The 24,121-nt window shown below is 47.9% G+C and carries 20 protein-coding genes; 2 read left to right on the plus strand and 18 right to left on the minus strand.

Going from position 1 to position 24,121, the window contains the following annotated elements:
• Positions 1–31 precede the first annotated feature (31 nt).
• Genes J3B89_RS15135 through J3B89_RS15165 form a run of 7 tightly spaced genes read right to left on the minus strand, consistent with a single transcriptional unit; the run spans position 32 to position 8,217 of the window.
• Entirely contained in the window at positions 32–1,033 is a 1,002-nt protein-coding gene (locus J3B89_RS15135; RefSeq protein ID WP_215398445.1) for a GNAT family N-acetyltransferase, read from the minus strand.
• Entirely contained in the window at positions 1,030–2,100 is a 1,071-nt protein-coding gene (locus J3B89_RS15140; RefSeq protein WP_215398446.1) for a GNAT family N-acetyltransferase, read from the minus strand. Before J3B89_RS15140 ends, J3B89_RS15135 begins: the two co-directional genes overlap by 4 nt.
• The gene (locus J3B89_RS15145; protein WP_215398447.1) at positions 2,093–3,037 is read right to left on the minus strand and encodes a polysaccharide deacetylase family protein; all 945 of its coding nucleotides are present in this window, start codon (positions 3,035–3,037) and stop codon (positions 2,093–2,095) included. Before J3B89_RS15145 ends, J3B89_RS15140 begins: the two co-directional genes overlap by 8 nt.
• Positions 3,027–4,838, minus strand: coding sequence for an asparagine synthetase B family protein (locus J3B89_RS15150; RefSeq protein WP_251372472.1), 1,812 nt, complete (start codon positions 4,836–4,838; stop codon positions 3,027–3,029). Before J3B89_RS15150 ends, J3B89_RS15145 begins: the two co-directional genes overlap by 11 nt.
• Before the next feature lie 45 nt (positions 4,839–4,883).
• Positions 4,884–5,849, minus strand: a complete 966-nt coding sequence (locus J3B89_RS15155; RefSeq protein ID WP_215398449.1) for a glycosyltransferase — start codon at positions 5,847–5,849, stop codon at positions 4,884–4,886.
• 1 nt (position 5,850) lies between these two features.
• Complete coding sequence (locus tag J3B89_RS15160) at positions 5,851–6,768, minus strand: polysaccharide pyruvyl transferase family protein (RefSeq protein ID WP_215398450.1); 918 nt, start codon at positions 6,766–6,768, stop codon at positions 5,851–5,853.
• A 15-nt stretch (positions 6,769–6,783) separates the two neighbouring features.
• Positions 6,784–8,217, minus strand: a complete 1,434-nt coding sequence (locus J3B89_RS15165; RefSeq protein WP_215398451.1) for a lipopolysaccharide biosynthesis protein — start codon at positions 8,215–8,217, stop codon at positions 6,784–6,786.
• Between the two features lie 158 nt (positions 8,218–8,375).
• Here J3B89_RS15165 and J3B89_RS15170 point away from each other — a divergent pair, with 158 nt between their 5' ends.
• On the plus strand, positions 8,376–9,095 hold the full coding sequence (locus tag J3B89_RS15170; RefSeq protein WP_215398452.1) for a tetratricopeptide repeat protein: 720 nt from the start codon (positions 8,376–8,378) through the stop codon (positions 9,093–9,095).
• A gap of 50 nt (positions 9,096–9,145) precedes the next feature.
• On the opposite strand, the gene J3B89_RS15175 is transcribed toward J3B89_RS15170, so the two are convergent.
• The 11 genes from J3B89_RS15175 to J3B89_RS15225 all read right to left on the minus strand — a co-directional run bounded on the left by J3B89_RS15175 (position 9,146) and on the right by J3B89_RS15225 (position 23,266).
• Complete coding sequence (locus tag J3B89_RS15175) at positions 9,146–10,495, minus strand: putative O-glycosylation ligase, exosortase A system-associated (RefSeq protein ID WP_215398453.1); 1,350 nt, start codon at positions 10,493–10,495, stop codon at positions 9,146–9,148.
• Positions 10,496–10,574: 79 nt separating this feature from the next.
• The gene (locus tag J3B89_RS15180) at positions 10,575–11,933 is read right to left on the minus strand and encodes a phenylacetate--CoA ligase family protein (protein ID WP_215398454.1); all 1,359 of its coding nucleotides are present in this window, start codon (positions 11,931–11,933) and stop codon (positions 10,575–10,577) included.
• Complete coding sequence (locus J3B89_RS15185) at positions 11,930–12,973, minus strand: glycosyltransferase family 4 protein (RefSeq protein WP_251372474.1); 1,044 nt, start codon at positions 12,971–12,973, stop codon at positions 11,930–11,932. The genes J3B89_RS15180 and J3B89_RS15185 overlap by 4 nt, the downstream gene beginning before the upstream one ends.
• A gap of 58 nt (positions 12,974–13,031) precedes the next feature.
• Positions 13,032–14,237, minus strand: coding sequence for a TIGR04063 family PEP-CTERM/XrtA system glycosyltransferase (locus J3B89_RS15190; protein WP_215398456.1), 1,206 nt, complete (start codon positions 14,235–14,237; stop codon positions 13,032–13,034).
• Complete coding sequence (locus J3B89_RS15195; protein ID WP_215398457.1) at positions 14,234–16,129, minus strand: XrtA/PEP-CTERM system amidotransferase; 1,896 nt, start codon at positions 16,127–16,129, stop codon at positions 14,234–14,236. The genes J3B89_RS15190 and J3B89_RS15195 overlap by 4 nt, the downstream gene beginning before the upstream one ends.
• A gap of 2 nt (positions 16,130–16,131) precedes the next feature.
• The gene (locus J3B89_RS15200) at positions 16,132–17,289 is read right to left on the minus strand and encodes a TIGR03088 family PEP-CTERM/XrtA system glycosyltransferase (RefSeq protein ID WP_215398458.1); all 1,158 of its coding nucleotides are present in this window, start codon (positions 17,287–17,289) and stop codon (positions 16,132–16,134) included.
• Complete coding sequence (xrtA, locus tag J3B89_RS15205) at positions 17,282–18,745, minus strand: exosortase A (RefSeq protein WP_215398459.1); 1,464 nt, start codon at positions 18,743–18,745, stop codon at positions 17,282–17,284. The genes J3B89_RS15200 and xrtA overlap by 8 nt, the downstream gene beginning before the upstream one ends.
• Positions 18,742–19,962 carry a TIGR03087 family PEP-CTERM/XrtA system glycosyltransferase gene (locus J3B89_RS15210; protein WP_215398460.1) on the minus strand — a complete coding sequence of 407 codons (1,221 nt, stop codon included), beginning with the start codon at positions 19,960–19,962 and terminating at the stop codon, positions 18,742–18,744. Before J3B89_RS15210 ends, xrtA begins: the two co-directional genes overlap by 4 nt.
• Positions 19,959–20,987, minus strand: coding sequence for a FemAB family XrtA/PEP-CTERM system-associated protein (locus tag J3B89_RS15215; RefSeq protein WP_215398461.1), 1,029 nt, complete (start codon positions 20,985–20,987; stop codon positions 19,959–19,961). Before J3B89_RS15215 ends, J3B89_RS15210 begins: the two co-directional genes overlap by 4 nt.
• 15 nt (positions 20,988–21,002) lie before the next feature.
• On the minus strand, positions 21,003–21,851 hold the full coding sequence (locus J3B89_RS15220) for an XrtA system polysaccharide deacetylase (RefSeq protein WP_215398462.1): 849 nt from the start codon (positions 21,849–21,851) through the stop codon (positions 21,003–21,005).
• A gap of 5 nt (positions 21,852–21,856) precedes the next feature.
• The gene (locus J3B89_RS15225) at positions 21,857–23,266 is read right to left on the minus strand and encodes a TIGR03013 family XrtA/PEP-CTERM system glycosyltransferase (protein ID WP_215398463.1); all 1,410 of its coding nucleotides are present in this window, start codon (positions 23,264–23,266) and stop codon (positions 21,857–21,859) included.
• Between the two features lie 186 nt (positions 23,267–23,452).
• Here J3B89_RS15225 and J3B89_RS15230 point away from each other — a divergent pair, with 186 nt between their 5' ends.
• Entirely contained in the window at positions 23,453–24,088 is a 636-nt protein-coding gene (locus J3B89_RS15230; protein WP_215398464.1) for an XrtA/PEP-CTERM system exopolysaccharide export protein, read from the plus strand.
• Positions 24,089–24,121 lie beyond the last annotated feature (33 nt).

The following is a 24,121-nucleotide window of genomic DNA, read 5'->3' on the forward strand; positions in this document are numbered from 1 at the left end:
TAGTAAAGCGGTGCTAAAGGCAGTGTGCTTATTACACCGTTGGTTTGCGTTTAAAGTTACCGGCATAGTTAGCCAGCGCTCTTAGTTTGCCGCGCCAAGTCCGTTTATTGCAAAGCTGAATACCATAAAGTGGCCGTTTTGCTGACATCCAGTCTTTTTTATAATCGTCATTGCCGGTAAGAAAATCTACCGTATTAACGTTGTCGTGGCAAATAACGTGTTCAAGTAATGCAGCAGTCAGCACAGTTCCGGGGCTGAAACGGGTAAAATCGTTGTTATAAGCCAGTTTGAAAATGGCGGCTGTCGTGTCGTAAACAAACCAGATTTGTGCCGCTATTGGTTCGTTGTTGTAGTATATGACGCCAATGCGCAGTGCATTAATTTGCCAGTTATGTTGGCATATACAGTCGATAAAGGCCGGGGTGGGTTCAGAGCGTTTCCAACTGCGGTAATACACCTGATGATAATCAATCAGGGCTTGCATCAGTACCTCTGCCGAACCTTCGCTGTATATTTTTACGGTAAAGTTACCATCTTTATTCATCAGCTCCTGTTTACGTTTTAGCGTATTTTTCAGCTGACTGGGCCGGCGTTGCCAGTATTGCGTCAAGCTACTGATATTGGGTTCGTACCAGTTTACTGAGTGTTGATAAATAAACCCCTTAAAGCCTATTGTGGCAAAGCTTTGGCACCAGGCTTGCGCCTGGCAGCTATACAGCGGCAAAATATTAATGTAATCGTAGGCTGAAAATATACTGGCGTGCTGCTGTAATGCCGAGGCGCAGGGCACAGTTGTTATTGGCTGCCCGGCAATACCAAAGATTGGCGAGTAGTAATTTGCCATACTGTGCAGAGTATGGTCTGCCGGGCTTGGGTTGCAGCTAAAAAAAGCGACACCTGCCTGCCCTGTTAAAGGCAGGCTAAAGTTGTGTTTGTTATGGTTTACATGCTCAGCAAAAGCGCTGAACCAGTAGTCGCTGACAAACACCGGCGGTAAAGCTGAGGGACCAGGTTGCACTGCGGGCTCAGTCATGGCTCTGCTACCTCTGCCATGGGTTTTTTCTTCAGTTTTTGCTTTAGCCGGGTTAATAATTGCAGCGTTTTGCCCACGATGTTTTCTGCATACACGGTACCGTTGTATATAGAGCGGGTGTCGGTGGCCCATTCAAGTTGTTCTGGTGAGGCGTTAGTATAAAAATCGACGATTTTTACGCAGTGGTTGGCAAACAGCGTATGCAGGATCTGCTTTAGCAACAGGCGGCCCAATGCGAAGCTTTTAAACTCTTCATCAAAAGTAGTTTTCAAAATAATCAGCATATCTTGTTTGATACAGCATAGCCTGGAGGCTACAAGCCGGTCTTGTATGTAATACTCATAAACGACAGCATTATTTTGTTGTGCCAACTGATATAAAAAATCACGGTAAAACTGACCTTGCCGGTTACTGGGGTGCAAGGCTGTACCGAGTTTACCTTTCCAGCCTTTAGACTCGATCATACCGTAGCGATCTACAGCAGCTTTAATATGCTGCGCGCTACTGATCTGACGAAAATCAAGCGTGGTATTTTCACGTTGCAGGCGGTTTTCATAGCGCGACATATTTTTACGCAGATTTTTTGAGCGTAGTTGCCAATAGCTGTCGAAGGTGTCTTGCAAACTGATCTGCATGTTGGTGGCATAAAATGCCTGCTGTTGTTCATTCAGTGTATTGAGTAGCGCCAGATGTTCTGCCGGATCCAGGCTGAGAAAATCGATACGGGCTGCTATGCCGGGTAAAGCGCGAAGTAATGTGGTTATATCGGGCTTAAAAGCAGGATTGATCAGCAGCAAGCCTACCTGAGCCTGGCTGGGCTTATACAACTCCCAAATCAGCTTGTTTCGCTGTCGTAACAACATCAGGCATTGTACTTGCCCCTGCCACACAGCCCGTACCTGATACAACGGAGTATGGCTAAAATAAGCTAATAATGAGGTAAGAAACTCAGTGCCAAGTAATTGATTATTGCCATGATAGCTATTGCTTAATACTGCCCAATCCGCAAAAAATTGCGGATCGTCAATGTTAAACAGCTGTACTTGCCAGTAAACCGGGTCAGACATATGCAGGCTTGGTATAGTTAAGGATTAGCCGGCAGTGGAATTTTAGCGGGCTTTTATCCCAGGGGGTAAAGCGGTTTAGCAAATAGGGCGGGGTAGCTGCCGTGCAAATGCCCCAGTTAGTAATCACCGCACTGCTAAAACCGGCTTTGGCGACCAGTTTTACCGTAGAGTCATCAAAATCGGTATCTTGTACCCCGTTAGGGTAGGCAAAATGCTGTACTGCTTTGCCAAGCCAGTTTTCCAGTTGCTGCCTGGACTGAGTAATTTCCTGCAACTGCTGTTCTTCAGGCAACACTTTTAAAATAGGGTGGTTTACCGTATGAGCGCCAATGGTAACGCCGCTATCCGATAGCTGCTTTATCTGTGCAGGTGACATCATCAGTGGTTCTTGCTCAGTGGCATTATTTTGCTGATAAAACTGGTTAATTTTTTCCAGCCGCTGGGCTACGGGTAAATATTTTAGTTTTTTCAGCCATTGCTGTGCTTTACTGCGCCGGTCTGCGGCATCAGTTAAGGTTAGCTGTGTATCGTCCAGCAACAGTCGCTGGCGCTCAGGTTGCGAGAACAGATAAATCAGCCGGTCATTCCACATATTGGTGCCCTGGCTAAACGCTGTAGCAACATACACCGTGGCCGGGATACCGTATTTAGCCAGAATAGGCTGCGCTACGGTCAGGTTATTCAGATAGCCATCGTCAAAGGTGACACACACTGCATTGGCAGGCAAAGTATTGTTTTGCAGGTGTTGCAGGGCATCCTGTAGTGACAGCGGGCTAAAATAGTTGCGCAATAAGCGCATTTGCCAGTCGAATATCTCTGCGGTAGGTTCGCTTGGCCGCATAGGATCGGGCTTTGCCAGTACCTGATGGTAAATCAGAATATTTAGCTTATTGCGGCCCAGCAATTTACCGGTAACTTGCAGTATTTTATGCAACATAACCAGCCTCATGTTGTTGCAGCCACAGCTCCAGCGTAACCATAATCCATACCAGTTCGCCATAATAACCCGAATGGCCCTGCTGATAGGTTGCCAACGCCTGATCAATAAAGGCTGGCTGAATAATATTGCGCTGTTTCAGGCTGGCAAGGCTGTTGGCCGTTATTTGCTGCAGTTTTGGTTGTTGTTTCATCCATACGCCAAACGGCAGGCCAAAACCATGTTTGCTTTTGCTCAGGGTGGCATCGGGCAGAAAACCGGTAAAACTACGTTTGTAAAAATCACGCAGTTTTTGCCCTGGTGCTTTGATACCGGCGCTGACTTTGCAGCTAAAGTCGACCACTTCTTTTTCAAACAACGGGTAACGCACTTCAACGCCTGCCAACTGACACATGCTGCTAACTTTAACCAGATCGTTATCGGCCAGGGTAAACTTCCAGTCCAGGTACATCATGCAATCAACGGCATCAGCAGAGCGGCAAGCTTTATAGCGTTGTTGCTTTTGCTGTAGCGGCAACTGGCTGTCAATATGGGCGATAAACTCCGGGCAAAACATTTGCTTAATATCAAACCGGTTTAAAAAGTTGTAGCTGTCCAGCCGATCCGGCAAGGCAACTTTGGCCTGATTAATATAGCTATATGCTTTTTTCAGCCCCGGTAATTTCGCCGCAAAGTTGTTGTAAAAACATAAGTCCAGTGATGACTGTAGTAAGCCTGGCAGGGCGCGGTAATGTTCAAAGGTTTTTTGTTTTACGTAACGCTCATTACCGGCAAATATTTCGTCACCGCCATCACCGGCTAACAGCACTTTTATACCATCGTCTGCAGCTACTTTGGCGCAGATATAAGCAGCCATGGCAGAAGAATTACCAAAGGGCTCGTTAAAGGCGGCAGCCACAGTGCTGAAATGCTGTGTAATCTCTTCCGGTTGCAGGTAATGCACTTTATGTTCGGTGCCGAAATGTTTTGCTGTGATCAGGGCGTAGGCTGTTTCGTCGTAACCTTTGGCTTCAAAACCAATAGAGTAGGTTTTTGCACTAACACCAGTATCAGCGCTGTGTTTTGCCAGCATACCGGCAACAGTTGAGCTATCCAGCCCACCACTTAAAAAGGCGGCACAACCAGGGCTGATATTACGAGCAACGGCTTCAGAGATCAGTTGCTGACATTGCTGCTGTAATACCTGTTGCGGTGCGGTTGATGGGGTGAAATCCGGCTGATAATAGGTTTCGCTGTGTAGGTTACCGTCGGCGTTTATTGTAAGGGCGACACCCGGTTCCAGTTTTTTAATCTGCTGATATATCGCATCAGGCGATGGAATGCAGTGAAAATACAAGTAGTTATAAACTGCCTGAGTATCCAGGCTTACGCTGGGGTTGTGCCGGCGCAATAACGACAGGCTATCGCTCAGCAGCAGTGTACCGTGCTGCCTGCTGTCGATATAACAAGGCACGGCGCCGACGTGGTCATTAACTATCCGGATCGTGCCCTGAAGTTTGTCGGCAATAATCAATACAAAGAAACCGGCGATCTGCGGATAAAACTGATGTGGCTGTTGCTGATACAGCTGTAGAAACCATTGTGCGGCATCGCCTGGCAGGTAATCCTGGTTATATGGCCTTACCCGGCCCAGCAGACACACCAGTGTCTGGTCGTCTTCTGCTACCTGCAACGGGCGCTGGCTGAAAATATGCAGGGTATTCAATGCACCTGTACCATTAAGGCTAAGCATATTGGTGTGCGGTGTGGTAGCACCGGCATCAGTTGCTGTAGAGGTGTAAGTTCCTGCATGGCGCCACATTGTTGTATTCCTTACTTTATTCACAGTTAACAATCATTGTTTCACTTAACTACTGGCCGGTATTTTTTTACGTAAAAACAGTTTATACAGCGGCGGTACTGCGCATATAGCGCTAAGCAGTATTGCTTTACCCAACCGGTAACGATAGCGAATGCAGCCTTTAAACGATACCAGCGCTTTATCCCGGTGGCCTTGCATCATGGCATTATAGCCATAAGTAAAATGCCGGCCGCCCAGATAGTTGTTAACAACCGCCTGAGATTCGCGTGCGCCGGAAGGGCAGGTAAGGCCGTAGCGTGCCACCGCAGATTCAAGCACCAGCAGGCTGAAGTTTTTCGCATGTACTTTTTTTGTTGTGCTGTCAGGGTTATCGCGGTAAACCGCATAGGTTCGGGACAGCTTGGCCATTTGATAACGTTGCGATATCCGCAGCCATAAATCGTGATCTTCGCCAATGCGGTAATCCGTATTAAACATACCAATGTCTTCTATTACTTCCCGGCGTAGTACGGCTGTGATGGTATGGATAACCGAATCTTTCAGCAGCTTCAGGTATAACCAACCACTGTAATAGGTATCTTCAGCTGTATCAGCCTGTTTGGTATCAGCCAGTTGAGCTGAGATTTGCTCCAGCGACGTTTCATCATGCCAGATGACCCAGCCGCAATAGCATAAACCGATATCCGGGTGTTGTTGTAAATAGGAAATCTGTGCGGTTAATTTACCGGGTAACCATAAATCATCGCTGTCATTAAATGCAATAAACTGACCGTTGGCGATGCGCATACCGGCATTTCGTGCGGCGGCGGGCCCCTGGTTAGCTTGCTGCAGTATGGTAATTTTGTCACCAAATTGGCGCAAAATATCAATGCTGTTATCGGTTGAACCATCGTCAACTACGATGACTTCGATATTGCTGTAATCCTGCGCCAGTACGCTGTCAATCGCTGCGCTAATATGTGCTGCACTGTTATAGCACGGGATAATGACACTGACTAAAGGGCTTGTCATTTCAGATACCATTGCAAATACCAAAGTCCTGCTTAAACTGGTGTACTTTTTCCTGCAGGCGTATTGTATTGTTACTAAACACCGTGTTGCTGCTCAGATGTGGCGGTGTGAGCCTGGCAATATCTGTCAGCCTTGCTGCCACCAGATCGATATGTTGCCGGGCAGACTGGCGCGGTGGCGGTGCTCCCCAGCCTGAGCGCCATAGCGGTGTATTTTGCAGGGTGCGTTTAAGCATGTTTTTCAGCCGTACGGTTTTTTCTGCCGCTTGATCGCCGCGCCATACCGGCGGAATAGTGGCAAAGTCTGCTGTTAGCTGTACTGATTGCAGCCAGTCTTGCCATTTGTATTCTGATATATGCGGATAGGCTTTTACCGGGATCCATGGCACACGGAATGAGTCGGCAAGTATGGCGCCATGCATTGCCTCTGTTAGCAGCAATTCAGTCTGGCGGATGCCGTCAAACACCTGCAAGAAAGGTTTTCTCGGATCAAGAAAGTGGATACCCGCCTGCTGGCATACTGTTTCCCAGTCACCCAGCCGGGCGCTTTCACAGTGCGGCATAAAACTGACTTTATAGTGTTTTTCTACAGCAGGAGCATACAACTGTGCAGACAATGACGCCGGGTCAGTAATTGCCAGCTCTGCGGGCAGCCCCAGCGCCTGTGCTGTTAGCGGGCCGCGGACACAATAGAACTTCCAGTTTGCATTAATGGCTGGTAACTGGCCATAACCGTGGCCGGAACCAAAAACGGTTACCGCTGGTGCCGGTGGAATACGGTGGTTCAGCAGAGTACCTACACCAACAAACAGCTCGGCTGCATCGGCACGGAAAAAATCCGGGAATAGCTGCTGCCATAACCAGGGATTCAGATCGTCGCCGAAATTACCTTCTTTGTCTTTAAAATAATAAAGCTGCAAAATACTGTCCTTGTATCAGAGCCTGAATTTCAGGGCTTCGTTAAAACGTTCTTTAAAACACAAGCGCAGAGCAAGCGCATAAAACACTGCGCCAGCCACTATCATGATCACCAGCCGCAGTAGCATTGCCATGTCAGCCAATAGCAGTTGCTGCATAGCGTACAATAGCCCCAACATCGTGCAGGATAACAACAATGGTGGTATCACTGCCCCGATAATCGCCGTGCTGCTGATACCCGCGCGCGAAGCGCACAAGTATACCGCAAACAGAAAAAACAGCGGGGTGGTAATAAGCCAGGACGCCGCCACTGCAGTAATGCCGTAACCTGATGCAAAATAAATGGCAATAGCAGTAAGCAGCAGTGAAAAACTAACGTGAATAAGCCCGGTAGATGGAAAGCCTAATGCTTTCATCAGAGGGGTAAACAGGTTTGAAATAATACGCAGCGGTATTGTCAGCAGTATCAGTTGCAATGGTAACACAGCATGACTCCAGTGCTGGCCCAGTATCAGTTGCACCAGCTCGTCAGCCGTGGCGGCAAAACCATAAAATAACGGAAAGCAGAATAACGTAATAATGCGCAGCATATAGCAGAATACCTGCTGATACTTTTGCTTGTCATGCCCGATAGCGGCATACATCGGGTAGGCCACTTCATTAATCAGCGGCATGGCTTTTGTCATTGGCATTAATGCCAGATGCATGGCCACGGCGTAATATCCCAACTGGTTTGCCTCAATGAATCTGGCAGCAATCAGAATGTCGGCTTTCATAAACAGGGTAAACAGTATGCCGGTAGCCATCAGTGTCAGGCCAAATTTTAAAGCCGGCAGCATGCCACTGAACTGAAACAGAGGTAAGTAAAACCGGCGCAGCGCCAGGTTATAGCCAACAGCACGGATAAACACCACCGCAATATTTGACAGTATTAATGACCAGAAACCAAAACCGTAAAATGCCAGCAGTAAGGCCAGCGCACTGCCGCTGAGGGTGGCTGCAAAATCGATTTTAGAGCGGCTTTTAAAATTCATTTCTCTGGCAAGCAGGTTAGATGACACTGTGATCCATGGCATAACCAAAAACACAGTTGCCGAAGCGTATAACACATATTGCAAAGCGGGTTGCTGGTAAAAAGCCGCCACAGCACCAGCAAAGCTGAGCTGCAATATGGCCAGGCTACCGTTTAGCAGCATCAGTAAGCAGAGAATTTTTCTGATGTAAGGCTCATCCAGCTGTTTTTGCCGCACCAGCACATCACCCAATCCGGCGCTGGCAAATTGTAGTGCCAGCATCAGGACCATTTCAGCAATGGCAACTATGCCATAATCAGCAGGAGTAAGCAGACGGATAACTAACAGTGATGCCAGCCAGGTGAATACCTGTGACAGCAGGCGTAAACTTAATGTCCATCTGAAGGCCGTTCGGGCCCGGCTGGATATGCTATCCATGCAATCCTCTTGAATTGTTGCCATAACTTTTACGGCAATGCGCCATTCTAACGTCTGACGCACTAAAGTTAAAGCCGGATGATCACTAATGCTAAATTGGCCGGATTTTGCTATGGTTAATGCGTTTTCGCGTTCAATAATATTTATCACGGATGGTAATGATGAAAAAATCAGCTTTTCTTTATACCGCAGCACTAATATTACCAACATCTGTTTTGGGTTTTGACTTTACGCCTACGCAGGCCGAGTTCAATGCCTGGGATCAGCGCTGTAAACTGGCCTACTCTGCCACCGGTGCTGCGCGTAAATCCGGTTTGTATCCTAACCAGAGTAAAGCCGAAGGTAGCAAGGCCCTGGCCTTTGCTGAATCTGCCGGCGGGGCCTGGCACTATTGTGCCGGCGTGGTGTACCTCAAACGTGCAGAGGCAAGCTCGGGAAATTTGCGTGAGGCAAGTTTAAAACGGGCTTTGAGTGAAATTCAGTTTACTGCACGTAATATCAATAAAGACCACAGCTGGTATCCGGAAATTTATATTGATATGGCCAAGGTGCATTTTGAAATGGGTGATAAAAAAGCCGGTTTTGAGACGCTGCGTGGCTTACTAAAAACACACAAAAATAACTCTCTGTCTTACACGGCTTTAGCTTATTACCTGAAAAGAAACGGCGATGCCAAAGCAGCACTAAAAGTATTGAAGCAGGCACCGGACAGTTTGCAGGCAGAATCGGCAGAGTTAAACTACTTTTTAGGCTGGTACTCACTTGATGCCGGGCAAACTGATGATGCCGTGCAGTATGCCACCAGAGCTTACCAGCTTGGCTACCCTGTGCCGGGGCTGAGAAATAAACTGCAGGCACAAGGCAGAATAATACCTTAAGGCATATCTGTGCTTAATTAAGCGCAGAGTTTCGGCCGTGCAGGTGTTATTTAGTAGGTCAGCTTTGGCCGGTAGGGAGTGCTTTCTACCGCGACTTCGCTTTTAGCTGGCGGCTGTTCCGGCTGATAAAGTTTATATATCGATATAGCAGAGACGATGCCGGCCAGGGCATAGAATAAGTCAAAATAGGCCAGGCTAACGTTAGCACCGGTAACACAAAAGCCTATCAGGGATAATGATATTGCCGCGCTGAGTTTTTCGCACCAGAGCTGTTGATATTTTTTGGCTTTTAACCGGCTACTTCGGTTTACCCATAACATACTCATTAAAATCATCAGGAAAATGCCCAGGCCAACATAGCCGTGATCTCCCAATACCTGGAAATAAATATTATGTGCGGCTTTAGGCGCTGAACCTTCGGGGATCTCCGGTGTTTCAATCGGGCCAAAAAACGGTGTGAAAGGCGCATAGCTGTGCCATACCAAATGGTCTGTTGCGCCCATAAAGCCGGCACCTGTAATAGGGTGGTCGCGCGCTATCATAACTGCAATTTTCCAGGCCCATAACCTGCCGATAAAAGAGGCGTCGTCGGTGGATGCGGTTTCAATGGTACTTTGTCTTTCCCGCCAATGTTCCGGTGTCGATTGGTAAGCCGTGGGCAAAATGATAATGGCTAACAAGGCCCAAAGTAGTTTACGTTTAGATTTCCACCAGAATGCTAATGCCAGTATTGTCAGGCCAATAAAACCACCGCGCGAACCCGTGCCAACAATAGCAAGAATGTTCATTAGCAACAGGCCCCATAAACCCAGTTTTAAGTAATAATGCCGGGTGGCGTAGATCAGATAGACAATCAATGGAATACACATATTAACCGCAACGGCGAAATCGTTGCGATCGCGGATAGCACCAGCCCGGCCTGTAACCATATGGCCGCCACCTGACAGAATAAACTTAACCGACTCCATGGCCGCATAGGATGAAATAGCCAGCACAATTGCCCATATTAAGGTGTCGATATGTAGTTTTTTATTAATAATCAGAGATATAAAGAAGTAAAAAATTAATACCTTAATAAACTGCTGCCAGTAGTCAGTGGCGTACGTTGAGATACTGTGCAAGCTGGTAAACGAGGTTATTAGTGTCCAGATGCCAAATAGCAAAATCCAGAAGCTTATTGAATTAAAAGCAAATGTCTTTCGCTTTTGCACCACAATATAAGAGATAACCGTAACCAGTACTATGGTCAGGTTAAGCCGGAAACTGCTGGAAAAACCAAATGCCCAGTTCGCCGGGGCCATCAGCGAGATCCATGCCCAGGATGCAATACCCAAGAATGGCCGTTTAAAGCAGAAGTAAATCGCGACAAATAAAAACAGAACCAGTAATAAATCGCGCATCAGCTTTTATCCTGCCTGTCAGCCCAATATAACAAATAGCACACCGCGATTATGGCTGTTAACAGGTAAAAACTGTCGATCATGCTGCGGTTACCTTGCTAATAACGTAGCGATACTTGCCTGACTTTTCTGGTTTTATTTCGCTACACTGTTGCACATCAATGTCCACATTTTGTCCCAGCCTGGCTTTGAGGCCACTACTGATTTGCTGGCGTACTGCAACTGGTAGTTCTCCCTGCTGCCATACCACCTGCACAGTTGTCAGGCTGAGTGACTCCTGCACAATTTTAAAGGCTGTTATACCACTAATATCGCGCAGAATATAAATCAGTGCCAGGCCGTGCATCATAGTGCCGTCTGCAGCCTTAACAAAATCAGTGCTGCGCCCTTCAATTGATTCCAGCAGTGGCAAACTGCGGCCACAACTGCAACGTTCTGTCGCTATGGTGCCAACATCGCCGGTACGATAGCGCACAAAAGGGAACTCAGACGTTGCCAGGTGAGTAACCACAATTTCTCCGGCTTGCCCGGCAGGCAGTACCTGGCCCTGGGCATCGACTATTTCTACAATGATGTCTTCGTAGGATAAATGCATGCCGCCGTGCGGGCACTGGTGGGCAATAAAGCCGGCATCGCGGCCGCCATAGCCGTTGGCTACCGGCGCGCCAAATACGGTGCTTATTAACTCACGCTGATAAGGGTAGAGCCGCTCAGAGGTAACAAAAACCACTTTAATACCCAGGTTGTCCATGGCAATGCCATGGCGCTGTGCCGTTTGTGCCAGCAAGTGGTAAACCGACGGATAGCCAAATAACATACGTGGTTTAACATCGCGTATTTGCTGCAAAAAGCTAAGTAGTTTATCTTCAGTTAAATCAAACGCCGGTACCAGTTCTGAGCGAAACAGCCGGTCGCGCCAGATGCGGGCTTTGTCCTGGACATTAAGCTCAATGGGTGAGCCCCAGGCTACAATTTCTTTGTCACCAATATCTACACCCCACCAGCGCGTTGCCCGCCATTTGGCTGCTACATCGTGCGATACCCGCTCGTTGCCGAGTAAAAAAATCAGTGGCTGGCCACTGGAACCGCCGGTATTAAAGCGTTTCAGCTCACCGGCGTTGCCAGCTTTTAACTCAGTAAAATGCTCGCTGATCAGCGCTTTAGTTAAAAATGGCAATTTGCTTAAGTCGGCCGCAGTTTGAATATCATCAGGTGTAAGGCTGTGTTGTTGCATCAGACTACGGTAGTACGGCACCTGCTGGTAAAGCTGGGTAATAAAGCGCTGCAGGTTGTGGTTTTGCAGTTGCTGCAGTTTTTCCGCTGCTAACCACTGGCTTTGCTCTAACTGACGGCGGCGGCGCACGCTATCATGCTTTTTAAGAAATTCCTGCAGCGGAAAAATAACGGCTGAGATAAACCGGGTATAAAGCGCTGTCATGCCTGGTGCTCCATGGCGCGTATTGCCGTATTGTAATGTCCGGCCAGTTGCCTGCCAACTATGTGCCAGTGAAAGCGGCTGCTGTTTAGCAGGCCGTTTTGCACTAAATGCCGGCGTAATGCCGGAGAGGTCAGCAGTTGTTGTGCACAGATAAACATAGCCTGATAATCGCCCGGCTCTGTCAGCAGAGCATCGGTTTTGTCTGTCACCAGGCGTGGAATACCGCCAACGTTGGTGCTTATTACCGGCACACCGCAGGCCATGGCTTCAATAACCGAATTAGGGGAGTTATCAACCAGGCTGCTGTTTAGCATGATATCAGCGCTGCGGTACAGTTCGGCCATTTGTGGTGTGTCCAGCCTACCGGCAAAGTGTACCGCCCGAGTTAAGCCGCTTTGTTGCACCTGTTGTTGCAACTGTGCTAACAAAGGGCCGGTACCGGCAATGGTTAACTTTGCCTGTGGGTACTGCAGATAAATCAGCTCAAAGGCTTTTAGTGCCGTAGCTACATCGTAAATGGCTTCCAGATTACGGGTAACAATAAAGTGCGGTGCTGTTACCGGTTCTGTTTTGGTGGCTGAGGCCGGATAAAACAGCGTATGGTCAAGAATATTTGGCACTATCGCAGATGGCTGATCATAGCTGGCAAATACCTGCTGCAAAAAAGCAGACGGTACCAGCACGGCACTGGCACGACGCAGTGAGAAATGCACTTTGCGCCAACTGGCGGCAAAAAATGTTTCGGCGTGCCCGCCACGGTAATTTACGATAACCGGTGTGCGCCGCAGGTAGCTTATCCAGATAGCGGGTGCAGCAAACAAGTGCCATGACCAGCCAGAGTTTGCCATGATATGTACCACTTGTGCTCTGCCAACAGCCTGATACAGGTTAATAATATAAGGCACCAGCCTGAACAGGGCCCGCAGGCCTGCAATACGGCCAATAAACGCTGGGCGGTAAGGCGCATTTACTGCAACCAGTTCAACGGTAGCACCATCTTGTTTAAGCAACGCTTTAAGTTGCCGGGTTTGGTTTGCCATGCCGCCAGCGGGCGGCGGGATAGGGCCAACAAGGCAGATATGTAGGTTGCTTACGCTATCAGACACGAGTCAGCCCCGCATAAACATCAGCGTAACGGTTCACAGATACCGCCCAGTTACGTTCTGTCTGGATATAGTGCAGTGCATTATCAATAATACTGTCGTTGGTGCTGAAATTTTTTAGTGCTCTGACAGCTTGCTCGGCCAGATCATCAATATTGTCGCGTTGAAATAACCAGCCGGTTTTGGCATGTTCAATCAGCTCTAAATGGCCGCCGACATCAGATGCCAGCAGCATCATACCCTGCGCCATAGCCTCCAGCGGTTTTAGTGGTGTTACCAGCTCTGTTAAGCGCATGGCTTTACGCGGATATACCAGTAAATCGACCAGGCTGTAATATTGCATCACATCGCGGTGTGCTACCCGGCCCGGCATAATTACGGCGTCTTCAAGCTGAAGCTCGCTAACCAACTGCTGCAATGCCTCTTGTTGTGGCCCGCCGCCAACAAGTAATAGCATGGCATCCGGCACTTTTTGCCTGATCAATGGCAGAGCCCTGATCAGCAGATCCAAGCCTTCATAGGCGTAAAACGAACCAAGAAAGCCCAGTACCGGCTTGTTCTTCAGTTTAAACTGCAACTCTAGCACGGTGTTTTTTTCACGAATAAGCTGAAACTGCTCAGGGTCAACCGCATTGGGGATCACGGTTATTTTGTCTGCGCTAATGCCACGGCTGACAAGGTCTTGCCTTAAACCCTCACAAATAGTGGTAACAGCATCTGCTTTTTTCGCCACGTGGGTTTCCAGCGATTGCGTCATGTTATAACGCAGATCACCTTCGGTGCAGGTACCATGGTCAACTGCGGCATCTTCCCAAAACGCCCGTATTTCATACACTACCGGCAGTTTGGCTTTTTTGGCCGCCCATAATGCTGCCAGACCGTTTAGTGCTGGCGAGTGCGCATGCAGTATGTCGGGTTTTTCTTCGCTGATAATCTCTAAGATGCGTTTTTTTAGCGCCAATACCACAGCCAGCTCTTTTAATACCGGTAAACTCCAAAACCAGCTGCTATAAGGCAAAGTACGGTAAAAGCTGAAGCCTTCGGCTTGTTCTGTACCTTGCTTTTCGGTGGGGTGTTTCGGGCTGGTAACATGGCATGTCTGGTAGCCGAGTTTACGTTGCTGCTGCAAAATAGCGCGTGAGCGAAACGTATAGCCACTGTGTAATGGCAAAGAATGATCAAAAATATGCAGGATCTTCATTTGCTGTTGCGCTCCAGAAACGCTGAAAACATCAGCAGTGTCCATAGTGCTGCGCTGTTATCTTTCAGGGCGCGTTTGTGATCGTCAATCAGCTGTTTTAACTCGGTAACATTAAAGTAGCCGCTGTTAATCATCACGTCGGACAACAATTTATCCTGCAGCTTTTGCTGCAATGGCCCGCGAAACCATTCAGCCAGCGGAACGGCAAAGCCCATTTTTTTACGATACAGCACATCAGCCGGTAAATGCGGTTCCAGGGCTTTTTTCAGCGAGAACTTACCCACGCCATTTTGCAAGTTAGCGCCTGAATCAGCGGTAAAGGCCCACTCGACAAATTTGTGATCTAAAAACGGCACCCGTACTTCAAGTGAGTGCGCCATGGAGGCGCGGTCTACTTTGGTAAGAATATCGCCCACCAGATAGGTTTTCATATCCAGATACTGGGCTATTTTCATCGGGTCAAGATGTTTAACTTTGGCACCGTAGCGGCGAAATACTTCCAGCGAGCTGTAACCGTTGAGACGCTGTTTAAACGCCGGCGAAAACAGCCTGTCGCGCTGATCCTGGCGCAAAATAGCAATAGAGTTGTGGTAGCCGGCAACAGTGTCCATTGCCAATGACTGAAAGGTGGTTTTTGCGCGTAAAAAGCGCGGTGCCCAGTCCAGTTTAGGATAAATTTTACCCAGCAAGCCGAAAATAGGCTTTCTTACTGCCAGTGGCAACCAGTTACGAAAACGCTCTTCATTCAGGTGCAGCTTATAGCGGCGATAGCCAGCAAATAACTCGTCGGCACCATCGCCGCTTAATGCTACTGTGACATGCTGGCGGGCCATTTGACATACGCGGTAGGTGGGTATTGCAGAGCTGTCGGCATAAGGCTCGTCGTACAAGTCTGCCAGTTGATCCAGCAGTTCAAAATCGTTCTGGCTAACGACATTTTCATGGTGGTTAGTGTTATAACGCGTGGCAACCTGACGGGCAAATTCGGTTTCATTAAATTGTGGACTGTCAAAACCAATAGAGCAGGTATTAACCGGATCACTTTGCAGGTCGGCCATCATAGCGACAACGGCACTTGAATCGACACCACCGGATAAAAAGGCCCCCAGCGGTACTTCTGCTACCAGACGAATATCAACCGCTTCACGAAACCGGGTGATCAGCTCTGCGCTTAGCTCCTGCTCTGTTACGGCAGCTTGCCATTGCGTCGGCACATCCCAGTACTGTTTGGGCTCGCTAAGCTGTGCCTGGCCGTGCTGTAACAACAAGGTGTGGCCCGGCGCTAACTTATAGCTGTGCTGGTAAATAGTATAAGGCTCTGGAATATAGCCAAAGCTGAAATAGTCTTCGATAGTACTGTCGCGCAGTGTGGTAACAAAATCCGGATGGTTGCGCAGTACTTTAAGTTCTGAGCCAAAAATAAACTGGCCATCATCAAGCAGCGAGTAAAACAGTGGTTTAATGCCAAGACGGTCACGTGCCAGAAACAGACACTGGCGGCTGCTATCCCAGATAGCAAAAGCGAACATACCGCGCAGGTGATGCACGCAGTCCTCACCCCATTCGAGCCAGGCATTAAGGATAGTTTCGGTATCACCGTTGGTATTAAACTGATAGCCCTTACCAAGCAGCTCCTGACGCAGTTCACGGTAATTGTAGATTTCACCGTTAAATACGATGCAGGCCTGTGCATTGGCGCTTTGCATAGGTTGCGGGCTGCCGGCAATATCAATAATTGATAACCGGCGGTGCGCCAGGCCAACCGTCGGTTGAAAAAAGTAGTCTCCTGCATCCGGGCCCCGGTGCCACTGGCTGTCATTCATTTTAGCCAGAACTTGCGATTCAGGCGTAGCCTGGGTTTTCAGCTGATAAATTCCTGCTATACCACACATGGTTAACTCTGCGTCCTTGTCATTTCGTAAAGCTTTTGATATCGCTGTACCATCGTATCTATACTAAAGTGCTGATGGCAATGGTTTTTTACCAAATCTGCATCGTAAGCCAGCGCTTTGCGCTGTTGCAGATAGCGTAACATGGCGTTCGATAACTGCTGCGGGTTATCTGAATCTACCAGGTTAGTATTAAGCAGTGCGCTTGGCAGTAAATCCGGGTTGCCGCCCACTGCGGTGGCAATAACCGGTGTACCGGCTGCCATGGCTTCGAGCAAAGTATTAGAAATACCTTCTGCCAGCGAGGGCAGCACAAATACATCGAAGCGCTGCATTAGCTGCGCAATATCCTGCCGGTTGCCGGTAAACACCACCTGAGAGCCTAATTTTAAGGTATCGCACAGTTGCTCAAGCTCTTGCCGGCAGGGACCGTCACCGACAATAATCAATGCACTTTCTGAGCGGTACTGCGGATATTGCTGCAGCAACAAACTGTAGGAGCGAAGCAGCAATGCCTGATTTTTAACACTGGCCAGGCGGCCCACTGTGGCAAACACAATAGGAGCAGGCGAAGTAGTGCCAGGCGGCAGAGTAAGCTCTGCCGGTGTGGCATTGGCATACTTAGCGGTTTCTACACCGTTGCAAATGCGCTCAACCCGGTTTTTGTCCAGTTTAATAATGTTAGTCAGATAATGTTCCGCTTCAGATGACAAACAAATAAAGCGCTGAACAAAGCCTTTAAATATACGGCGTATCAGGCGGTTTTTTTTATTACAACCGCCTATATCATGGCTGTCCCAGCCGTGCTCTCCATGCAAACGCAGGGGTATTTTACGCCACCACCCCACAACCTGCAGTTCCAGTGTTGCCAGATTGCGGCTATGCAGTATGTCTGGCTGCAGGTTCTGTAACAGCACATTTAACCGGCTAAATGTACCCCAGTCATGGCCTTCGGCTTTGTTCAGACAGTACAGTCCGGCATTATTTGTTTTTATGCGTTTGACAAACTGCGGGTCGTGGCCGGTTAGCGTAATAATACTGTGGCGAAATTTGTCCTGCGGTAAATGGTTGATCAGGTTAACCAGGCCATTTTCCAGACCACCGGTGCTAAAGTGCCAGATCAGATGAGCAATATGTACCGGTTGTTGCTGGCGTTCAGTCATATTGGCCTCCGGCAACGGCTTGCTCAGTACCGGTTTGGGTTTGGGCCAACAAGGCTGCGGCTTGTTGTAGCACTGCCAGATTTTGCTCTGAGGCTTTACCATTTACCGATACCGCAAAAATATAGGCACTGGACTGGTCATCAGCAAGGTAGCTCAATGCCTGGCGTATTTTTACTTCCAGCTCGGGTACTACCCGTTGTTCGTCAATCTGGTACCAGTACAGCACTGTACGTTGTTCATTCGTCAGGCTTCTTAGCTGCAATATGGCACTATCGGTGCCGGTAATGCGTTTTTGTATCTGCCAGCGTTGTTTATCAAACAGATTATTTTGCCAGTTAATCAGTTCGCCATTTTGCTGCTTATTACCATAACGGGCGGCAAAATACTCGGTTCCTGCATTATCCTGAGTATGGCTCTGGGCCAGACTGTCTACAAAATTGATGCCCCAGTTACTTTTTTCTACCGGCTCACTGGCAAAAGGCATGATGAGGTTGTTCACTGTTGCGGGTTCTGTTATCACATTTAGCGATAACCGGTAACTCAGGGTTATAGCCACAATTGCAGTGGCCAGAACCAACATTGATGGTCTGGTCTGTAAGCTAAAATGTTGTTTGCTGCGCCGTTCAAGCTTTTGGGCAGGATCTGAAAATCTTGCCCCTAACCAGAAACCTGCAATTAATACCAGACCGAAAAACAGCCAGCCATACAAATAGTGATCAGCACCAAAGCCAAAGCGCATATCGGTTTTTTCACCGATATAAACCAGCATAAAAGCCCGCACACCATTGGCCAGCACTGATAACAAGGCCATAAACACGACAAAACTGATTTGTTTCCAGATTTTGTTATAGTGCAGGTAGGCAAACAGCGCTGAAATAGCCAGAGACGCAATAAGAAAACGCAAGCCTGAGCAGGCTTCTGCAACTTCAAATAAACCTACCGGAGTGGCCAGATAAAGCCCCTCCCGGTAAACCGGAATACTGACAGTCTGTAGCATCACCACGGTGAGATCGGCAGTAATGTTCTGTAAAAACGGCGATAGCTCTTCGCCAAAAGGTACCAGAAATATCAGATAAGCAATGGCAAACCAATGCAGGCGGCTGTTAGTGCTACCAAAAGCAAGCCATAGCAATGCCTGTAACGACATTACGGCTGCAAGATGCATTAGCAGGGCAATGTCTGCCGCGTAGCCAAACAGCCAAATCAGTTGCAGCAATATCAGGCCAAGTGCAGGCAGCCATAGCCAGGAATCAGGTGCGGAAGGTGTAATAAGCGGGGTTTTAGCCCGGTAAAAGAAATACAGACAGATGGGCAGGATCAGATAGCAATGATTATAGGTGGCAGAACTGCGCCATACCCGCTCCATATCCAGCCAGGTTGAGCTGTACAGCATGATATAAGCCAAGCTGATAACAGTAACAAGCAAAATATTGTGCTGGCGGTTTAACAGGGTCATGCCGGTAACTCCGGACGGATAAAACTGTTTAACCGTACTAACGTTTGCTGCCAGGTGAAATGCTGTAAAATCCACTGCCGGTTGGCAGAGGGCGTTGAGGTGCGATCCAGTTGCTGTTTGCAGGCGCGGATAAAACCCTCTACGCCATCGGCAATCACTGCATCTTCGCTGGCCGGAGCATTAATGCCTTCCATTGCCATGGCACTGCACACCACCGCTTTGTTCATGGCCATAGCTTCAAGCACTTTATTTTGTATACCGCGAGCTATCAGCATAGGTGCTACCGCAAAGAGAGCATGACTGATGTAGGGGCGTACGTCATCTACGCGGCCGGTAACAACTACACCAGCTTGCTGGCTAAGGGCCCGCACCTCAGCGCTGGGTTTGCCGCCAACTATCATAAAGTGTAACTGCGGATATAACTGTTTTAACCGTGGCCAGATGTTCTGACAAAACCAGCATACGGCATCGACGTTAGCCCAGTAATCCATGGCGCCGGTAAAGACGATATACTGCTCAGGCAATGTCTGTTCTGCGCTGTACTGTGCAGTTTCAGGTGAGAAATAGTCAGTATCAACACCATTTAATACGCTGTGCACTTTGTGCTGCAACTCTGCTGGCAGCATGGCACGAAATGCATTGGCTTCGTCGTCTGACACAAACAGACTGCTGCTAAAACGCTGACAAATCTGTTTTTCGTATTGCAGCAGCAATCTGGCTTCACGCTGATAGAACCAGCGTTTTACTCCACGGGATTTCTCGGCATACTGGCGCCACTTGTCTGAGTCAATATCAACAAAGTCTATAACCTTGCTTAATGACTGATATTCGCTTTTATCGACGTACTGAGCCATGGAAGATGAGTACACCAGTACCTTTGCAATTTTATGTGTGCTAATAGTGGCTTTTACCCAGGCAGCCATAGCCCGGCTGAAATAATAGGGCAGGGTAATGGCCTGGTTTTTAATAAAACCGCTTAAGGCACACAGTTTTGCCTGCCACTTGGTTTGGTTTACACAAAATACAGTGGCGCACCACTGGTTGAGAGCGTTTATATACTGTCTGTCAAAAGGATCATCGATAAAACAGCCCAAATGCACTGTGTAGTGCTGGCTTAGCGCTTTCATTAAGTTAAAAGAGCGGATCTTATCGCCCTTATTTGGCGGGTAGGGAATACGATGTACCAGCAACAACAAATCCGGTTTAGTGGTTGTCATCCCAGATACCTCGACAGGGCAGGGCCAATCCACTGGCTTACGGAGAGTGGGAGTTTTTGCCATAGCCGGATAAACAGCTGATATTTAGGATTATTAGGGCTCAGGTTTGGCAGTTGTTGGGCAGTGATCAATTTATACTGGTAATGCAGTTCTGCCGCTTCCATGCCCCAATGTTTTTTATACTGATAGGCGCCGGATTCCAGTTTGCTGCGGCCAAAGTCGTAGCGCTGGCAGTTTTTATCCAGCCTGGCATGACACATCAGTTGGTAATACATATAGTCATTACTTTTTAGTGATTTAGCTTCGCTTATCCCACCGCCATAATAAGGCAGCACTTCACCTTTATAATAAAAACTCAGTACTGAGGATACAGCTTGCTGATCTTTACGTACTGTCAGAATCTCAGTCTGTTCGGGAAATACCTGCATGATTTTCTGGAAAAAAGCTTTGCTGAATACCGGCGTACCCAAATTGCGCACGCTTTCTGAATATGTTTGGTAAAAATCGTTTGGGTTTGTATCCAGCGTATAGTGTAAAGGCTCGTTCAGCGCATGACGGATAACCGCACGTTGTTTTTTCTTTACGTTAGCCAGGATCTGCTCTGCCGTTTCAGCCAGTTCACAGGCAAAGTAAGCATGCTGGCTACGGGTGGTAAAGTCATTGTCCTGTGCTGTTTTATAACGCAGTTCAATATGTTTTACCTGCAGTGAGGTAGCAAGTTTTACTGCTTCCTGCTCTAAAAACCGTTTAACGGCCGGTTCGCCAACAGCACCGCCATAAACACAAAATGGCGTAGACACCAGCGCATCGCCAAACAGCATACTTTTAACGCGGGCCAGCGGCAGTACACCAACAATCTGGTTATTCTCGGAGGCATACAGGTAATAACAACGATGACCGGCATCAGCAATAATTTGTTGCCAGCCGGATAAATGAAAAAAGGTTGCTTCGTCACTGGCTGTTACAAAATTATCCCACGCCACTGCTTGCTCGTCCCTGAGCGACAATGTATTCAGTTGATACATCCGGTTCCCTTCTGTTTAAGCAAAATATGGTTGATATACTTCTTTGACGCTACGCCACTGATAGTCTTGCAGCAAGCGCACCAGTTTAGCTTCCATGCGGTTTAAGTTTGTGTAGTGCCTGAATTTTGATTTAAACGGTGCTTGCTCAAACCGTGGCTGATGCGGATCTATTTCCCACGGATGAAAATAAAACATATAAGGTGCATCACTTTGCTTCAGATAGCTGTCGATACACTTTTTACTGAGCCAGTATGGCAGCAGACGAAAGTAACCACCGCCAGCAATGGGCCACTGCTTGCCGGCTTTATTTAATACAGGCATCGGGCATTCCCAAATACCTTCGGTTCGTTTATAGGGTTGTTGCGGCCAATCCGGAGTACCATATAAGTCGTGCACTACAGGGTAAGTGCTTGAACTGTAGAGGTATCCCGCCTGTTGGAGTACATCAAACGCCCATTCATTGGTTTTGCCGATAGAAAAGCTTGGCGCGCGATAACCAACCACTTCGGCGCCGGTAATGTCTTCCAGAATGGCTTTAGCCCGGCTGACATCCTGCAAAAATTCAGCAGCGGTTTGTACAGAAGCTTTAGCATGAGCATAGCCATGGCTGGCAACTTCATGGCCCGCAGCATGTATTTGCCTTACCAGTTCTGGATAGCGCTCGGCTACCCAGCCCAAGACAAAAAAGGTGGCTGTAGCCTGATGTTTGTCAAACTGTTGCAGCAAAATTTCAGTGTTACGGGCTACGCGTTGCGGAAAATCGGGCCACTGCGCCGGAGACACAGTGGCATCAAAAGCTGCGACATGAAAATAATCTTCAACATCTACAGTAAGCGCATTACTTCTTAAGCGTGCATACTGCATTGGTATTAACGCCCTTTGCCAAAAAGTACAATTTCTACGGTTCTGACAAGAATCATCAAATCCAGCATCAGGCTGCGATGTTTAATGTAGTACAGGTCAAATTTGAGTTTTTCCTGCGCATCTTCAGCGGTAGAACCATAAGGATATTTAAGCTGGGCCCAGCCTGTCAGGCCAGGTTTAACATTATGCCGCTGATTGTAATAAGGGATGTCTTTGGCCAGTTGATTAACAAATTCTGGCCGCTCTGGCCGGGGCCCGACAAAGCCCATATCACCGGATAACACATTCATTAGCTGAGGCAGTTCATCTATACGGTATTTGCGGATGATGCGGCCTACACGTGTAACCCTGTCATCGTCAGCTGTCGCCCAGCGGGCGCCGTTTTTCTCAGCGTCAGGCCGCATACTGCGGAATTTAACAATATAAAAGGGCTTGCCGTCATATCCCACTCTTATCTGGCGGTAAAATACCGAAGCACCGGTTTTGCGGCCGTCTTCCAGATAAATAAGCAGGGTGGTAATGAGCATAATAGGCCAGGTCACTGCCAGTAACAGAAGGGCCAGCACAACATTAAGTTTGTAATCGAGGTTGGTTTTAAAACGCTGATTTAAATCCAGGCCGTTGGCATAAATAACCCAACTTGGGTAAATCAGGTTCACTGCAATCTGACCGGTTTCACGCTCGATAAAATCGAGGATCTCGATAACGTCAATGCCACGTGTTTTGCATTTAAATAAATGCTCAACCGGCAACATATTGCGACGCTCGTCACAGGCAATAACCAGCTGATCAATGTTGTGTTCTACAACATACTGATAGAGGTCATTTTTATAGTCGAACTTAGCCAGCTTATGCTCAGCGATACCGGCGTCTTTATCGCCCTCAATTGGGGCAAAGCCGACAATTTCAAAATTGCGCTTATCAACATTACGCCGCATGCGCCGCTCTATAATGGAGGCCCGCTCACCAGCACCTAATATCAATACCCGGCGTCTGCTGATGCGGGTAATGTCGTTGTAGTGAAAAAAAGCGCGGAATGCCGATACGCTGATCGCAGAAAGTACAGAGGCGGCAACCAGATACAGCGTACCGATATGCAGTACTGAAAACAGCTGGAAAATAATCAGTTCAAGCAAAATTGCGTTAAACAGCAGAGTAATAACGACGCGCTTGATGATACCTTTTTGCCCCTCGCGCAGTTTCTGGTCATAAAGACCTACTGACAAAGCGCACAGCATTACTGAAGCCGCAAATAACGCTGCATTAATCAGACGGTGTTCAAAAGATACAGGAGACAGGTAATAACTGTAGGCATAGCTGGCAAGTAAACTGGATAACACTAGCAGTGTTAATTCGCCCAGCAAAAACAACTTGTCTGCAATCGTATTTCGTCCGTAACGACTTGCTTTACTCATAACGACATCCTTGTTGCATCCGTTGCAATTAAGCTATCACCACCACCGAAAAGGTCAGTGAGGCAAAACCAAGCGCACTAATTATACTATTTCTACAGCAAAACAAAAATTAAATTTTCAATTTTTACATCACAAGGGTAAATTTTTAAGTTATATTATCAGGGCGTCAGTAAAAGGATGAGTAATATGATGGCTACACCAGCGAAAGGATATTGCGGTTTAACGTTGATTTTAGGTCTGTTTTTAGCAGGTTGCAGCAGCAACCCCACTTTGCCACCGGCAACGGTGCAAAACTCTTTGACTACTTCCGTCGATAATTACCAATATCTTATCGGCCCAAATGACACGGTTGGCATTTTTGTCTGGCGAAACCCGGAGCTGTCCGGCACTTTTATCGTCAGGCCAGATGGCAAGGTATCGACTTCTCTGGTTGAAGATGTTCCCGTCAGTGGTAAAACTCCAACTCAGGTTGCCCGTGATATGGAGGCAATTCTTAGTAAATATATCCGTGATCCGGTGGTAACTGTGTCGGTAACCAATTTTGTTGGCCCATACAGTGAGCAGGTGCGGGTAATAGGCGCAGCTGCCAACCCCCAGGCTATCAGTTATCGCCAGTATATGACGGTGCTTGATCTGATGATTGCAGTTGGTGGCTTAACTGAATTTGCTAACGGTAATGGTGCCAAGCTGGTAAGAACGAAAGATGGCCAGCAAGTAACATTTAATATCAGGCTGGATGACCTTATCCGCGATGGCAAAATTGCTGCCAACGTAGATATGTTGCCTGGCGATGTCGTAATTATTCCGGAAGCATGGTTTTAAGCAGCGCGGATACGCTGGTTAAGGTTCAGGGAG

Origin of the sequence: Rheinheimera oceanensis (assembly GCF_018831085.1) — a bacterium.
Taxonomy (GTDB): domain Bacteria; phylum Pseudomonadota; class Gammaproteobacteria; order Enterobacterales; family Alteromonadaceae; genus Alishewanella; species Alishewanella oceanensis.